The sequence below is a fragment of the Streptomyces sp. NPDC041068 genome (genome assembly GCF_040647455.1).
In the GTDB taxonomy this organism is placed as follows: Bacteria; Actinomycetota; Actinomycetes; order Streptomycetales; family Streptomycetaceae; genus Streptomyces.
Genome location: NZ_JBEZCG010000010.1, coordinates 247,760 through 260,748, shown reverse-complemented (window position 1 = coordinate 260,748; position 12,989 = coordinate 247,760). Strand labels below are relative to the sequence as shown.

General features: G+C 69.6%; 15 protein-coding genes and 1 pseudogene. 3 read left to right on the top strand and 13 right to left on the bottom strand.

The features are described from left to right. The first annotated feature begins 28 nt into the window (after window positions 1–28). A complete protein-coding gene (gene dapA / locus AB0B50_RS24165; protein WP_362335469.1) occupies window positions 29–982 on the top strand; it encodes a 4-hydroxy-tetrahydrodipicolinate synthase in 954 nt (317 codons plus the stop codon). On the opposite strand, the gene AB0B50_RS24160 is transcribed toward dapA, so the two are convergent. Next, the gene (locus tag AB0B50_RS24160) at window positions 979–2,211 is read right to left on the bottom strand and encodes a WD40 repeat domain-containing protein (protein WP_362335466.1); all 1,233 of its coding nucleotides are present in this window, start codon (window positions 2,209–2,211) and stop codon (window positions 979–981) included. The genes dapA and AB0B50_RS24160 overlap by 4 nt on opposite strands. After that, window positions 2,208–2,771: a SigE family RNA polymerase sigma factor gene (locus AB0B50_RS24155; RefSeq protein WP_362335463.1), complete on the bottom strand. Its 564-nt coding sequence runs from the start codon at window positions 2,769–2,771 to the stop codon at window positions 2,208–2,210. Before AB0B50_RS24155 ends, AB0B50_RS24160 begins: the two co-directional genes overlap by 4 nt. Before the next feature lie 290 nt (window positions 2,772–3,061). Here AB0B50_RS24155 and AB0B50_RS24150 point away from each other — a divergent pair, with 290 nt between their 5' ends. Then, the gene (locus tag AB0B50_RS24150) at window positions 3,062–3,826 is read left to right on the top strand and encodes a DUF6082 family protein (RefSeq protein ID WP_362335460.1); all 765 of its coding nucleotides are present in this window, start codon (window positions 3,062–3,064) and stop codon (window positions 3,824–3,826) included. A 468-nt stretch (window positions 3,827–4,294) separates the two neighbouring features. On the opposite strand, the gene AB0B50_RS24145 is transcribed toward AB0B50_RS24150, so the two are convergent. From AB0B50_RS24145 to AB0B50_RS24125, 5 genes and pseudogenes are all read right to left on the bottom strand, one after another. Beyond that, window positions 4,295–4,909 (bottom strand): hypothetical protein, encoded by a 615-nt coding sequence (locus tag AB0B50_RS24145; RefSeq protein WP_362335457.1) that lies wholly within the window; start codon window positions 4,907–4,909, stop codon window positions 4,295–4,297. A gap of 133 nt (window positions 4,910–5,042) precedes the next feature. Then, window positions 5,043–6,032 (bottom strand): 2,3,4,5-tetrahydropyridine-2,6-dicarboxylate N-succinyltransferase, encoded by a 990-nt coding sequence (gene dapD / locus AB0B50_RS24140; RefSeq protein WP_362335454.1) that lies wholly within the window; start codon window positions 6,030–6,032, stop codon window positions 5,043–5,045. Between the two features lie 9 nt (window positions 6,033–6,041). Continuing rightward, window positions 6,042–6,365 (bottom strand): annotated as a pseudogene (locus AB0B50_RS24135) (MFS transporter); the annotation flags it as partial. A 23-nt stretch (window positions 6,366–6,388) separates the two neighbouring features. Continuing rightward, entirely contained in the window at window positions 6,389–6,934 is a 546-nt protein-coding gene (locus tag AB0B50_RS24130; protein WP_362335451.1) for a TetR family transcriptional regulator, read from the bottom strand. Then, window positions 6,934–7,254, bottom strand: a complete 321-nt coding sequence (locus tag AB0B50_RS24125; protein WP_362335448.1) for a multidrug efflux SMR transporter — start codon at window positions 7,252–7,254, stop codon at window positions 6,934–6,936. The genes AB0B50_RS24130 and AB0B50_RS24125 overlap by 1 nt, the downstream gene beginning before the upstream one ends. A 135-nt stretch (window positions 7,255–7,389) precedes the next feature. Here AB0B50_RS24125 and AB0B50_RS24120 point away from each other — a divergent pair, with 135 nt between their 5' ends. Beyond that, the gene (locus AB0B50_RS24120) at window positions 7,390–8,466 is read left to right on the top strand and encodes an oxidoreductase (RefSeq protein ID WP_362335445.1); all 1,077 of its coding nucleotides are present in this window, start codon (window positions 7,390–7,392) and stop codon (window positions 8,464–8,466) included. Between the two features lie 67 nt (window positions 8,467–8,533). Here AB0B50_RS24120 and AB0B50_RS24115 read toward each other — a convergent pair whose 3' ends face one another. The 6 genes from AB0B50_RS24115 to sufD are packed head-to-tail and all read right to left on the bottom strand — an operon-like array spanning window position 8,534 to window position 12,933. Continuing rightward, the gene (locus AB0B50_RS24115) at window positions 8,534–8,881 is read right to left on the bottom strand and encodes a metal-sulfur cluster assembly factor (RefSeq protein ID WP_361176177.1); all 348 of its coding nucleotides are present in this window, start codon (window positions 8,879–8,881) and stop codon (window positions 8,534–8,536) included. After that, a complete protein-coding gene (gene sufU / locus AB0B50_RS24110) occupies window positions 8,878–9,357 on the bottom strand; it encodes a Fe-S cluster assembly sulfur transfer protein SufU (protein ID WP_362335442.1) in 480 nt (159 codons plus the stop codon). The genes AB0B50_RS24115 and sufU overlap by 4 nt, the downstream gene beginning before the upstream one ends. A gap of 16 nt (window positions 9,358–9,373) precedes the next feature. After that, window positions 9,374–10,630, bottom strand: a complete 1,257-nt coding sequence (locus AB0B50_RS24105; RefSeq protein ID WP_362335439.1) for a cysteine desulfurase — start codon at window positions 10,628–10,630, stop codon at window positions 9,374–9,376. After that, window positions 10,627–11,391, bottom strand: a complete 765-nt coding sequence (gene sufC, locus AB0B50_RS24100) for a Fe-S cluster assembly ATPase SufC (RefSeq protein ID WP_030784213.1) — start codon at window positions 11,389–11,391, stop codon at window positions 10,627–10,629. Before sufC ends, AB0B50_RS24105 begins: the two co-directional genes overlap by 4 nt. A gap of 7 nt (window positions 11,392–11,398) precedes the next feature. Further along, a complete protein-coding gene (locus AB0B50_RS24095; RefSeq protein ID WP_362335436.1) occupies window positions 11,399–11,743 on the bottom strand; it encodes a bifunctional 3-phenylpropionate/cinnamic acid dioxygenase ferredoxin subunit in 345 nt (114 codons plus the stop codon). Then, complete coding sequence (sufD, locus tag AB0B50_RS24090) at window positions 11,740–12,933, bottom strand: Fe-S cluster assembly protein SufD (RefSeq protein WP_362335433.1); 1,194 nt, start codon at window positions 12,931–12,933, stop codon at window positions 11,740–11,742. Before sufD ends, AB0B50_RS24095 begins: the two co-directional genes overlap by 4 nt. Between the last annotated feature and the right edge of the window lie 56 nt (window positions 12,934–12,989).

The window sequence follows — 12,989 nt, the reverse complement described above, 5'->3', positions numbered from 1 at the left end:
TCAGCGCTTCTGCGCCGAGACTGCGTCCATGAGCTCTGCGACCTCCCGGCCTCCCGCCCCTTTCGGCCGCGCCCTGTGCGCGATGATCACGCCCTTCACGGACGCGGGCGCCCTCGACCTCGACGGCGCCCAGCGGCTCGCCGACCACCTGGTGACCGGCGGCTGCGAGGGCCTCGTCCTGTCCGGCACGACCGGTGAGTCGCCCACCACGTCCGACGCCGAGAAGGCCGCCCTCGTACGGGCCGTGGCCGACGCGGTGGCCGGCCGCGCGTCCGTCGTCGCGGGCGTCGGCAGCAACGACACCCGGCTCTCCGCGGAGCAGGCCCTCGCGGCCGAAAAGGCGGGCGCCGACGGCCTGTTGGTGGTCACGCCGTACTACAGCAAGCCGCCGCAGGACGCCGTCGAGGCGCACTTCCGCGCGGTCGCCGACGGCTGCGGGCTCCCCGTGCTCCTGTACGACATCCCGGGCCGTACCGGCACCCGTATCGCGCCGGAGACGATCCTGCGCCTCGCGGACCACCCCCGGGTCGTCGGCGTGAAGGACTGTGCCTACGACATCCTCGGCAGCCAGAAGGTCATCTCCCGAACGGAGTTGGCGTACTACGCGGGCTGCGACGAGTACAACCTGGCGCTGTACGCGGTGGGCGGCGCGGGGTACGTCAGCACGGTGTCGAACGCGATCCCCGGCCAGCTGCGCGCGGTCCTCGACGCGTTCGACGCGGGCGACACGGAGGCGGCACGCCGGGGCCAGCTGGCCGCCACCCCTCTCATCGAGCTGATGATGGCCTCGGGCCTGCCCGGCACGGTCACGGCGAAGGCGCTGCTCGGCGAACTCGGCCTGCCCGCGGGCCCGGTGCGGGCACCGCTGCTGCCCGCCGGCCGCGAGGCGACCGACGGGCTGCGTACCGCGTACGACGAGCTGCGCGCCACGTACGACGGACCGCGCATCACGTACGGCGAATCGCGCGCCACGCTCGGCTAGCGGTCCGCGAACAGCGGGCTCCAGCGTCCGGGGTAGTCGTCCGACGCCTTGCGGAAGTCGCTCAGCGGGACGGCCTTCCGGCTGCCGACGGTGACGAGCAGCAGCTGGTTGCGGAACTCGCCCTTGCCATCGCACTTCTTCGGATCGCAACCCCAGGCGATGATCCGCTTGTTGTCGGCCCAGGCGAGCAGCTGCTGCCCCGGCACCTTGCCGATCTGCTTCCCGGTGGCCGGGTCGAAGATCGGGGAGCCCTTGTCGCTGCCGTCACCGGCGAGCGTCTTGCCGTCGGGGGAGAGCCCCGCCTCGGGCCAGCCCGCGTACCGCTCGCCCGCGGGGGGCTTCGTCTTCTGTCCCTCCTGCGTGTACCACTTCCGGTTCTCGCCGTCGCCGCCCATCGCCAACTGCTCGTACAGCAGCGTCCCGTCGTGGCTCCATCGCAGGTCCTCGCGCGAATTGCCGAGGAACATCCCGAACTTGTCGTCCGTCTTCTTCTGCGGCAGCGAACGGAAGGGCCCCACCTTCCCGGAGTCGACGTCGACGACCATGAATCCGGTGCGGCTGCCGTGCGGTTGGGGCTCGTTGTCGGGGTGGTCGTTCGGCAGGTCGATCAGCCGGTCGGGGTTCTTGCTGTAGGCGGTCGCGCTGAGGCGGCTGCCGTCCGGCGACCACTCAACGCCCGCAATCGGGTGGTCCACCGGGATCCACCGCTCGACCTCGCCGGTGAGCAGGTTCAGCAACCCGATGCGGCGCGCGGGCAGTTCGCCCTCCAGGACGGCGGCGGTGCGCATGCCGGGCGCGACATCGATCCAGGCCCACCGCTTGTCGGCCTTCTCGTACTTCCCCGTCTTCTGGTCGAGCACCCAGAACGTCCGCTTGAAGAGTTCGTCGCCGTTGTCCAGCTTGATGCGCTTGCCGGTGGTGTATCCGGCGAGCGCCGTGTTCCCCGCCGCGATCAGGTCGCGGGGCGGCGACTGGTCGGGGTGGGCGATGACGTCGGCGGTCTGCGTTTGGCTCGCGGGCCGCACGTCCTCCTTGCCGGAGCCGTCGAGGACGGGCACGGCCACCGCGACGGCGACCACCACGGCGGTGACGGCGGCGGCACCGAGCAGGCCGCGCCTGGTGCGGCGTCTGCGGGCGGCGAGCACACGGTCGGCGAACCCGTCGGGCACGGGTGCCGTGTCGGCGGCCTCCGCCCGGAGGGCGTCACGGACCAGATCGTCGACGTTCATGGACGGACCTCCAGGGGGGAGAAGCCACCGGCGGGTGATTCGGGCGCCCCGGCCCCGGGTCCCGCGAGCGACGCGAGTTCGGGCGCGAGGGCGCGCAGCTTGGCGAGGGACCGGTGGGTGGTGCTGCGGACGGTCCCGACGGAGCAGCCGAGAATCCGGGCCACGTCCGCCTCCGGCAGGTCCTCGAAGTAGCGCAGGACGAGGACGGTGCGCTGGCGCGCGGTGAGCTTGGCGAGCGCCCCGCGCATCATGATCCGCAGCTCGGCGGCGGACGCGCCGTCCTTGGAGTCGGCGCTCTCCGGCGGCTCGGCGACGGCCAGTTCACGCCGCGGCCACTTCAGCCGCCACCGACTGACCTGCTGCCGGTACAGGATCCGCCGGACGTACGCCTCCGGCTCGTCGATCCGCTGCCACCGCCCCGCGGCCTTGACGAGCGCGCTCTGCAGCAGGTCCTCCGCCGCGTGCCGGTCGCCGCCGGAGAGCAGGACGGCGGTCTTCAGCAGCGCCGACGATCTCGTCTCCACGAACTCCCGGAACCGTGTCTCGCCCTCAGCATCCATCGCCACCCCTCTTCTCGTTGCCGCGCCGCACGCGCCTTCCACCCCTCATGACGCACGCGACGCTCCCCCGCTATGCCTGCGTCCGGGAACCGTCTCGGGGCGCCGCCCCGCAGCACCTCACAGAACTTCCCAACGACACAGGAAATCCCCGCCATTGCACTCCCGCCCCGATATGCACTCCAATGAAGTGGATTATGGCATTCCCGGGGCGCGACACCGGCGCTCATGCCTCGATGCGCCCTCCCTGCTCCTCCCCGCCGTTTTCGGAGAACACGCCAAGGGGACAATTCATGCGGATCGAAGAATATGCCAGATCGGCATGCGAGCCATTTACCGGGGGTGCCATGGCACGGTCTCACCTCGCTCGCGAGGTATTGATCATGCTTGCCGTCATCATGACGTCCTGCGTGAGCACTGTGGGACTCACCATATTCCTGACGAGCTTCACCAGCATTCAATCCGCAGAAACCGGATACGCAGGGGAGGCATTCGGAGCGGCAGCAGCTGCCTCGTCGGTGGTGGTGCTGGTCTACATCGCGCGGACCTTTCACCGGCAGGGCGAAGAGGCCCGTATGCAGCGCGAGGCCCTCGAAGCGCAGAGAACGGAACTTTCGCTGCAGCGTGGAGTGGCAGAGAATCAGCACGAAACCAGCCGACGAGTCGCCGAAGCGGCAGTTCGGGGACAGCATCGCCATTTACTGCAGATGGCGATCGATGATCCGACCCTCATGGCAGTCTGGCCAGGTTACGGCCCCGATGTGAGCGAGGAACGCCAGCGGCAGTTCATGTACGCGAACTTAATCATCTCGCATTGGTGCATGTGCTACGAACTCGGCTACTACAGCGAGGCAGAGATCGTCGATTCCCTGTCTCACACGTTCAGCAGCGCAAAAATTCTTGACTTCTGGGAAACGGCTCGCATACCGCGTGACTCATCCACACCGCATACCGGTGGGATGCGAGAGTTCTACGACCTGTGCGAACTCGCTTACCAGCATCAGCTGATGAGGATCGGAGCGCGGTCCGACTCGGATAGCCTCGCCGAACCGCACTGAGAGATCAGCCGACCGGCGGGGCCCACCCCGCGCTCAGGAGGACTTCTCGTGGAACCACCACGAGCCGCTCCCCTTCGCCCACCCCTGAGCCGGTGGGGAGAGTCGCGCAGAGCTCGTTGGAAGCCTCGGCACCGATGAACGCGACATCTCCGGTGGATAGAGAGAAGACCGCAGGACAGTTGGCATCGTTGAGACAACCCTCAGCCGGAGTGTCCAGTCGCCTGGTGATTCTCATTCCGTTCCTTCGAACAGGCATCGCAGGCACGGGCGGAGAGCACCGCACACGGAGTTCACGCTTCACCTACGTTGCTCGGGCATGGCAGGGCCGCAGCCTACGAGGAGTTGTGATGCCGCGAGATCCCCGTGGACCGAGGGGCGACGGGGATCCCGGGCTGATTCTCGGGCCAAAGGCCGGGCGGCGCGGGCCGCTTCAGGACCACTCGACCAGGTGACGGCCACCACCCGCGACTACTGGAAGCCCCCCGCCCTGGTCCAGCGCAGCGTCTCGCCGCCCCTGCTGAACGTGACCTTCTTGCCTCCGGGAGCGACGACGATCTTCTCCCAGCCGTCGAAGCCCTTCGTGAGGTGCTTGTCCCACTTCGTGAGCGGACCGACGGCGACCGCGGCGACCGACTCGGTCGGCGGCTCGCCGTCCGCGCAGTAGACACCGAAGTCGCCGAAGGCCGCGACGGTGCCGTCCTTGGCCTTGAGCGTGATGCCCTGGCAGGCGTCGGTCTTGGTCTTGTGGACCACGGCCGGCTTGGACCAGCCCTTGGCCCGGGGGCTGTAGTCCTGCACGAAGAGCCCCTTGCCGCGCAGATAGTGCATGGCCACGCGCCGCCCGTCGGCGAGCTCGACCTGAGCGTTGAAGGGGCTCGGGCTCCCGCTCCAAGGAATGTCGCTCTTCTGCAGCGGGTAACTGTGGTCACCGGCGACGGCCCGGTCCACCTGCCGCGTGGCCTCCCGCCCCGTGGCCTTGCCCCGCCCCGTCGCCTCGTCCTGCCCCACGCTCTGACCGCACCCGGCCACGAGCCCGACCGCCGCCGCCCCCAGGGCCACGGCCCGGATACCCGCTCTGCGCATGTCCTTCTCCTGTCGTCTCGCGCAGCATACGCACGCACGGCGGCCCCCCGGGGACTCGCCGAACACCCCCGCGACAGGCGAAGAGCGCCCTACCGGAATCGGCAGGGCGCTCTCGACAGGCGTACGGAGTACGTCAGTTGTGGCTGTGCAGGACCTCGTTGAGGCCACCCCACACCGCGTTGTTCGGGCGGGCCTCCACGGTGCCCGTGACCGAGTTGCGACGGAAGAGGATGTTCGAGGCGCCGGAGAGCTCACGGGCCTTGACGATCTGCCCGTCGGGCATCGTGACGCGGGTGCCCGCGGTGACGTAGAGGCCCGCCTCGACGACGCACTCGTCGCCGAGCGCGATGCCGACGCCCGCCTCGGCGCCGACCAGGCAGCGCTCGCCGATGACGATGCGGACGTTGCCGCCGCCGGACAGGGTGCCCATGGTGGAGGCGCCGCCGCCGATGTCCGAGCCGTCGCCGACGACGACACCGGCGGAGATGCGGCCCTCGACCATGGAGGTGCCGAGCGTGCCCGCGTTGAAGTTCACAAAGCCCTCGTGCATGACGGTCGTGCCCTCGGCGAGGTGCGCGCCGAGGCGGACGCGGTCGGCGTCGGCGATGCGCACGCCCTTCGGCGCGACGTAGTCCGTCATGCGCGGGAACTTGTCGATGGACGTCACGGCGAGGTGCAGGCCCTCGGCGCGGGCGTTGAGCCGCACCTTCTCCACGTCGTCCACGGCGACCGGGCCGAGCGAGGTCCAGGCGACGTTGGCCAGGAAGCCGAACTGGCCGTCCAGGTTCACGCCGTGCGGCTTGACCAGGCGGTGGCTGAGCAGGTGCAGACGCAGGTACACGTCGTGGGCGTCCAGCGGCTTGTCGTCGAGGGACGCGATGACCGTACGAACGGCGACGACCTCCACGCCACGGCGGGCGTCGGGGCCGATCGCCTTGGCGGCACCCTCGCCGAGCAGCTCCACGGCGCGCTCGGCGCTCAGCCGCTCGGAGCCCGCGGGGCCCGCTTCGGCGACGAGCTCGGGCGCGGGGAACCAGGTGTCGAGAACGGTGCCGTCGGCGGTGACGGTGGCGAGGCCTGCGGCGACGGCGCCGGTGGTGCGAGAAGCAGTGGTGTCGGTCATGGGTGAAACCTAACCGGACGGGCGCCGCGCGGGCGAACCGGTCTCAGCGTCCGGTCGGACGGGCCGCCGGGTCCTGGCTCCGAGGCAGGCCGCCCCGCGACGAGGACGGCACACCCTGCCACCCCCGCGAGCACCGCGCACACCGGCCAGAGCAGCCCCGGCGCGACGGAGTACAAGGCCCCGCCGAGCGGCGCGGACAGCACGACGCCGCTGACCGAGACCCCCGAGCACAGGCTCTGGAAGCGCCCCTGCGCATGGGCGGGCGCGTGGTCGGCGACGTACGCGGTGGCCGGCTGTCTTGTAGAGGATCTCGCCCGCGGTGAGCAGCAGCATCGTCGAGGCGGCGCTCGCCGCGGTCAACCGCCTGACACCAGAAGCCGGTTGAGCACCGCGCGCGCATACGCCGCGTCGTACTCGCCGCCGGTGAGCAGCACCTGCAGGGAGATCCCGTCCATCAGGGCGACGAGGGCGCGCGCGGTGACCGGATCGGTGCGCCGCTCGATGACCTCGGCGAGACCCTCGCACCACTCGGCGGCCACCGGCCGCAGCGCGGGCCTGCGCAGGGCCGCGAGGTAGAGCTCGTACTCCAGCTCGACCCCCGCCCGCTCCCCCGCGAACCACTCACCGAGGACCCGCGCGAGCTCGGCCGCGAGGTCGGCCTCGGGATCGTCGAACGCGCGACTGGCGGCCATCACCTTGGCGAAGCCCTCGTTGGACTGCCGCAGCGCGGCGACCATCAGCTCGTCGAGCGTCTTGAAGTGGTACGTCGTGGAGCCGAGCGGCACGTCGGCCTCGGCGGCGACGGAGCGGTGGCTGAGCCCGCCGATGCCCTTCTTCCCCACCACGCGGATCGCCGCGTCGATGATCCGCTGCCGTCGCTCGGGGTCGTAGCGCCGGGCCATCAGTGGGCCCCGCCCAGATTGAGCACGACGACGCCCGCGATCACGAGGGCGATCCCGGCGACCTTGACCACGCTGGTCGACTCCCCCAGGAACAGCATCCCGATGGCCGCGACGGCGGCGGTACCGATGCCCGCCCAGATCGCGTACGCGGTGCCCACGGAGAGGGTCTTGAGGGTCTGCGCGAGCAGCGTGAAGGCGAGCAGATACCCCGCGACCGTGATCAGCGAGGGCCACAGCCTGCTGAACCCCTCGCTGTACTTCATGGCGGTGGTCCCCGCCACCTCCGCCGCGATGGCCGCGGCCAGCAGTGCGTATCCCATGCGTACGAGTGTACATATCGTTACGTACGCCCGTACACAACGCTCCCCGATTCACCGGGCCGACTCGGGCTAAGGTGACGCGATCACTGTGGGGGGCCACAGGACGTACGACTCGAACCATGGAGCGCAAGAGCAATGTCGGACACATCGGGGTGGGGACCGCAGCCGGGCACGCACGGCTGGCACCAGCACCACAACCCGCACGGCTGGTACCCGAACCCATGGGGTCCACCGCCCCCTCCGCCGCCGAAGCCGGGCGTCATACCCCTGGCACCGCTCGGCGTCGACCAGATACTCGGCGGTGCCTTCGCCACCATGCGGCGCTACGCGAAGCCGCTGTTCGGCCCGGCGCTCGCGGCGTACGCGGTGCTCGCGGTCGTCATGGTCGCCGCGTTCGGCATCGCGTACGCCACCACGCGGGACGACGTCGACGCGCTCGGCGCGCAGGCGACCTTCTCCTGGGAGCACGGCGGGCCGATCCTGATCGCGTTCGGCTCCCTGTGGGCCCTCGGCGCGCTCGGCGCGCTCGCCGTCAACTCGTTCGTACAGGCCACGTGCGCGGCCACGCTGCACGAGGCGGTGCTCGGCAGGCCCACCACCTTCCGCGCGGTGTGCCGCAGGGCCTGGTCGCGCACTCCCGCGGTGGCGGCCGTGACACTGCTGCTCGCCTTCGTCCTGATGCTGCCGGTGGGCGCGTTCGCCCTGTTCCTCTTCTCCTTCGTCGCCATGCTCCTGACCCAGTCGCTGATCCCCATCGGCCTGGTCTTCCTGCTGCTGCTCGTGGTGATCCCGCTGGCGGCCTGGCTGTACGTCCTGTTCGCCTTCGCCCCGGCCGCCGCGGTCCTGGAGACGGCGGGCCCGCTGACGGCACTGCGCCGCTCGGTACGCCTGGTGCGCGGGGCCTGGTGGCGCACGTTCGGCATCTCACTGCTCGCCGGCGTGATCGTGACGATCGCGTCCCTGGTGTTCCAACTGCCGCTGCAGTTCACCGCACCCGAGCCGCGCCCGGCGGACCCGAACACCTCGGCCTCCACCGTCCTCCTGGACCAACTCCGCTCCCAGTCGGGCCTGTACGCCCTGGTGGGCCTGCTCGGCACACTCCTCACCCAGCTGATCGCAGCGGTCTTCCTCCCCCTGGTGACAGCCCTGCTCTACATCGACCGCCGCATCCGCACAGAGGGCTTGGCCCACACCCTGCACACGGCGGCGTGAAGACGACGAAGCCCCCCCGGAGAATCCTCCGGGGGGCTTCGAGGCAGTTCGGCTCGGACAGGCCGGCTCAGACGTTGAACCCGAGCGCGCGAAGCTGCTCGCGGCCGTCGTCCGTGATCTTGTCCGGGCCCCACGGGGGCATCCAGACCCAGTTGATCCGCAGCTCGTTGACGATGCCGTCCGTGGCGGACTTCGCCTGGTCCTCGATGACGTCGGTCAGCGGGCAGGCCGCGGACGTCAGCGTCATGTCGATCGTGGCGATGTTGGCGTCGTCGACGTGGATGCCGTAGATCAGGCCGAGGTTGACGACGTCGATGCCCAGCTCGGGGTCGACGACGTCGTACAGCGCCTCGCGGACCTCCTCCTCGGAGGCCGGCTTCGTCGTCAGTGTTTCCGGCGTACCGTTCTCGCTCATGCGCTCTTCCTCTCGGCGACGGCGTCGGAGTCGGTCTCGCCGAGCGCCTGGGCCGTCGCGTCCTTCCACGCCATCCAGCTCAGCAGAGCACACTTCACACGTGCCGGGTACTTGGAGACCCCGGCGAACGCGACGGCGTCCTCCAGGACCTCCTCCATCGCGTCGTCCGGCTCCAGCTTGCCCTTGGACTGCATCAGTTCCAGGAACGTGGCCTGGATCCGCTGCGCCTCGGCGAGCTCCTTGCCGACCAGGAGGTCGTTCAGGACGGACGCGCTGGCCTGGCTGATCGAGCAGCCCTGCCCCTCGTACGACACATCGGCGATGGTCGACCCGTCGTACTTCACGCGCAGGGTGATCTCGTCACCGCACGTCGGGTTGACGTGGTGCACCTCGGCGTCGCCGTCGCGCAGACCACGCCCGTGGGGATGCTTGTAGTGGTCCAGGATGACTTCCTGGTACATCGAATCCAGCTTCACGTTCCCAGCCAGCCCCTCAGCCGAAGAAGTTCCGTACGTGCTCCAGGCCGTCGACGAGGGCGTCGATCTCGCCGGGCGTGGAGTACAGATAGAACGACGCTCGCGTGGTCGCAGGAATTCCGTAGCGCAGGCAGACGGGACGCGCGCAGTGGTGACCCACGCGGACCGCGATGCCCTGCTCGTCGAGGACCTGGCCCACGTCGTGCGGGTGGATGTCGCCGAGCGTGAAGGAGATCGCGGCGCCGCGGTCCTCGGCCGTCGTCGGACCGATGATCTTCAGGTCCGGGACTTCCAGGAGCCGCTTGACCGCGTACTCGGTGATCGCGTGCTCATGAGCGGCGATCTTGTCCATGCCGATCGCGGAGAGGTAGTCCACGGCCGCGCCCAGGCCCACGGCCTGGGAGACCGGGGGCGTGCCCGCCTCGAACTTGTGCGGCGCGGGAGCGTACGTCGACGAGTGCATCGAGACCGTCTCGATCATCTCGCCGCCGCCGAGGAACGGGGGCAGGTCCTCCAGGAGTTCCTGGCGTCCCCACAGCACGCCGATGCCCGTCGGGCCGCACATCTTGTGGCCGGTGAAGGCCACGAAGTCGGCCTGCAGCGCCTGCACGTCCAGCGGCATGTGCGGGGCGGCCTGCGAGGCGTCGATCAGGACGAGCGCGCCGACCTCCTGGGCGCGGCGCACGATGGCCTCGACCGGGTTGAGCGTGCCCAGGATGTTCGACACGAGCACGAAGGAGACGATCTTCGTCTTCTCCGTGATGACCTCGTCGATGTTGGAGAGGTCGAGCCGGCCGTCGTCGGTCAGGCCGAACCACTTCAGCTTCGCGCCGGTGCGCTGCGAGAGCAGCTGCCACGGAACGATGTTGGAGTGGTGCTCCATCTCCGTGATGACGATCTCGGTCTCGTGGTCCACGCGGTAGGGCTCATCGGCCCAACCGAGCATGTTGGCCACGAGGTTGAGCGACTCCGAGGCGTTCTTGGTGAAGATCACCTCGTCGCGGCTGGGCGCGTTGATGAACTCCGCGACCTTGTCACGGGCGCCCTCGTACAGCGCCGTGGCCTCCTCGGCGAGGACGTGCACGCCGCGGTGAACGTTGGCGTTGTGCTGCTCGTAGTACTCGTTCAGTACGTCGAGGACCTGGCGCGGCGTCTGGGAGGTCGCCGCGTTGTCCAGGTACACGAGCTTCTTGCCGTCGTGGATCCGGCGATCCAGGATCGGGAAGTCCTTGCGGATCGCCTCGGTGTCGAGGAGGCCCGGCAGCTGTGTCACGCGGATGCGCCACCCTTCGTGTAGGCCTCGTAGCCCTCGGCCTCGAGCTTGTCGGCGAGCTCGGCGCCGCCGGACTCGGCGATGCGGCCGTTGGCGAAGACGTGCACGAAGTCGGGCTTGATGTAGCGCAGGATGCGCGTGTAGTGCGTGATCAGCAGGGTGCCGACCTCGCCCGTCTCGCGGACGCGGTTCACGCCGTCCGAGACCTGGCGCAGGGCGTCGACGTCCAGGCCGGAGTCCGTCTCGTCGAGGATCGCGATCTTCGGCTTGAGGAGCTCCATCTGGAGGATCTCGTGGCGCTTCTTCTCACCGCCGGAGAAGCCCTCGTTCACGTTGCGCTCGGCGAAGGCCGGGTCCATCTGGAGCTGCTCCATCGCGGACTTGACCTCCTTCACCCAGGTGCGCAGCTTGGGGGCCTCGCCGCGGATCGCCGTCGCCGACGTACGCAGGAAGTTGGAGACCGAGACGCCGGGGACCTCGACCGGGTACTGCATGGCGAGGAACATGCCGGCGCGGGCGCGCTCGTCGACGGACATCTCCAGGACGTCCTCGCCGTCGAGGGTGACGGTGCCCTGCGTGATCGTGTACTTGGGGTGACCCGCGATGGAGTAGGCGAGCGTCGACTTGCCGGAGCCGTTCGGGCCCATGATGGCGTGGGTCTCGCCCTGCTTCACGGTCAGGTCGACGCCCTTGAGGATCTCCTTGGTGGAGTTGTCGGCCTCGACGGTGACGTGCAGGTCCTTGATTTCAAGCGTTGCCATGGGTGCCTCAGGACTCCTGGGAAAGGGAGGCGTGTACGTCAACGAGTACATCGCCCCCTTCGATCTTTACGGGGTATACGGGGACGGGGCGCGTCGCGGGAAGGCCGGACGGCTTGCCGGTGCGGAGGTCGAACGCGGAGCCGTGCAGCCAGCACTCGATCTGGCAGTCCTCCACCTCGCCCTCGGAGAGGGAGACGTTCGCGTGCGAGCAGATGTCGTGGATCGCGTACACCTCGCCCTCGGTGTGGACGACCGAGACCGGCGTGCCGTCGAGTTCCACCCGCTTCGGGGTGTCCTCCTCCAGCTCGCTCAGTCCACAGGCCCGAACGAATCGGGCATGGTCGAAGGTCATGCGACCGTCGCCTCCAGCTCCTCTTCGATCTTGGCGATGAGGCGCTCCTCGACGTCCGGCAGGCCGATCTGCTGGACCAGCTCGGCGAAGAAGCCGCGGACGACCAGGCGGCGCGCCTCGTCCTCCGGGATTCCGCGGGACTGCAGGTAGAAGAGCTGCTCGTCGTCGAAGCGGCCGGTCGCCGAGGCGTGGCCCGCGCCGACGATCTCGCCGGTCTCGATCTCCAGGTTCGGGACCGAGTCCACGCGGGCGCCGTCGGTCAGCACGAGGTTGCGGTTCATCTCGTACGTGTCCGTGCCCTCGGCGGCGGCCTCGATGAGGACGTCGCCGATCCACACCGCGTGGGCGTCGTCGCCCTGGAGCGCGCCCTTGTAGACGACGTTCGACGTGCAGTGCGGGGTGTTGTGGTCGACCAGGAGGCGGTGCTCCTGGTGCTGGCCCGCGTCGGTGACGTACAGACCGAAGAGCTCGGCCTCGCCACCGGTGCCCGCGTAGTTGACGCGGGGGTGCAGGCGGACCAGGTCGCCGCCGAAGGTGACCACGACGGACTTGAAGGAGGCGTCGCGGCCGACCAGCGCGTTGTGCTGGGCGACGTGCACCGCCTTGTCGTCCCAGTCCTGGACGGAGACGACGGTGAGCTTGGCGCCGTCGCCGACGATGAAGTCGACGTTGGCGGCGAGCACGGCGTCACCGGTGTGGTCGATGACGAGCAGGGCCTCGGCGAACGCGCCCAGCTCGATGACCTGGTGCGCGAAGGCGGTGCCGCCCTCGCCGTGCACGGCGATGCGGATGGGCTCGGTGAGGACCGTCTCCTTGGGGACGGACACGACCGAGGCCTTCTCGAAGGACGAGAACGCCTGGGCGGCGACGCGGTCGACGGGCTTGCCCGCCTTGCCGACGCGCGCGTCGTCCCGGCCGACGGTCTCCTGGGTGACGCCCTCGGGGGCGCTCACCTCGACGCGGATGCCGCCGTCGGCGCCCCCACGGGAAAGCGCCGTGCCGTCGTGCAGCCCGCGCAGGCGCTCCAGCGGCGTGAACCGCCACTCCTCCTCGCGGCCGTGCGGGACCGGGAAGTCCGCCACGTCGAAGGACGGGGGCGCGCTCATGCGGGTGGCGACGGTGGACTCGGCGGCCACCGCGATCGATCCGGCGGTGGTCGATCCCACCGGGATGTTCTGAGCCTCAGCCATGGCTGTCGTCGTGCTCTCTCTCTGCGTTAAAGAAGTCTGCTCGCTGCTGCGGGGCG

Bases quoted from the DNA above. Each gene is read 5' to 3' on its own strand.
- AB0B50_RS24120 (WP_362335445.1), top strand. From the start codon at position 7,390: ATGTCGGACACATCGGGGTGGGGACCGCAGCCGGGCACGCACGGCTGG.
- AB0B50_RS24160 (WP_362335466.1), bottom strand. From the start codon at position 2,211: ATGAACGTCGACGATCTGGTCCGTGACGCCCTCCGGGCGGAGGCCGCC.
- AB0B50_RS24125 (WP_362335448.1), bottom strand. From the start codon at position 7,254: ATGGGATACGCACTGCTGGCCGCGGCCATCGCGGCGGAGGTGGCGGGG.
- sufC (WP_030784213.1), bottom strand. From the start codon at position 11,391: ATGGCAACGCTTGAAATCAAGGACCTGCACGTCACCGTCGAGGCCGAC.
- AB0B50_RS24115 (WP_361176177.1), bottom strand. From the start codon at position 8,881: ATGAGCGAGAACGGTACGCCGGAAACACTGACGACGAAGCCGGCCTCC.
- dapD (WP_362335454.1), bottom strand. From the start codon at position 6,032: ATGACCGACACCACTGCTTCTCGCACCACCGGCGCCGTCGCCGCAGGC.
- AB0B50_RS24145 (WP_362335457.1), bottom strand. From the start codon at position 4,909: ATGCGCAGAGCGGGTATCCGGGCCGTGGCCCTGGGGGCGGCGGCGGTC.
- AB0B50_RS24155 (WP_362335463.1), bottom strand. From the start codon at position 2,771: ATGGATGCTGAGGGCGAGACACGGTTCCGGGAGTTCGTGGAGACGAGA.
- AB0B50_RS24095 (WP_362335436.1), bottom strand. From the start codon at position 11,743: ATGACCTTCGACCATGCCCGATTCGTTCGGGCCTGTGGACTGAGCGAG.
- dapA (WP_362335469.1), top strand. From the start codon at position 29: ATGAGCTCTGCGACCTCCCGGCCTCCCGCCCCTTTCGGCCGCGCCCTG.
- AB0B50_RS24130 (WP_362335451.1), bottom strand. From the start codon at position 6,934: ATGGCCCGGCGCTACGACCCCGAGCGACGGCAGCGGATCATCGACGCG.
- sufD (WP_362335433.1), bottom strand. From the start codon at position 12,933: ATGGCTGAGGCTCAGAACATCCCGGTGGGATCGACCACCGCCGGATCG.
- AB0B50_RS24150 (WP_362335460.1), top strand. From the start codon at position 3,062: ATGCGGATCGAAGAATATGCCAGATCGGCATGCGAGCCATTTACCGGG.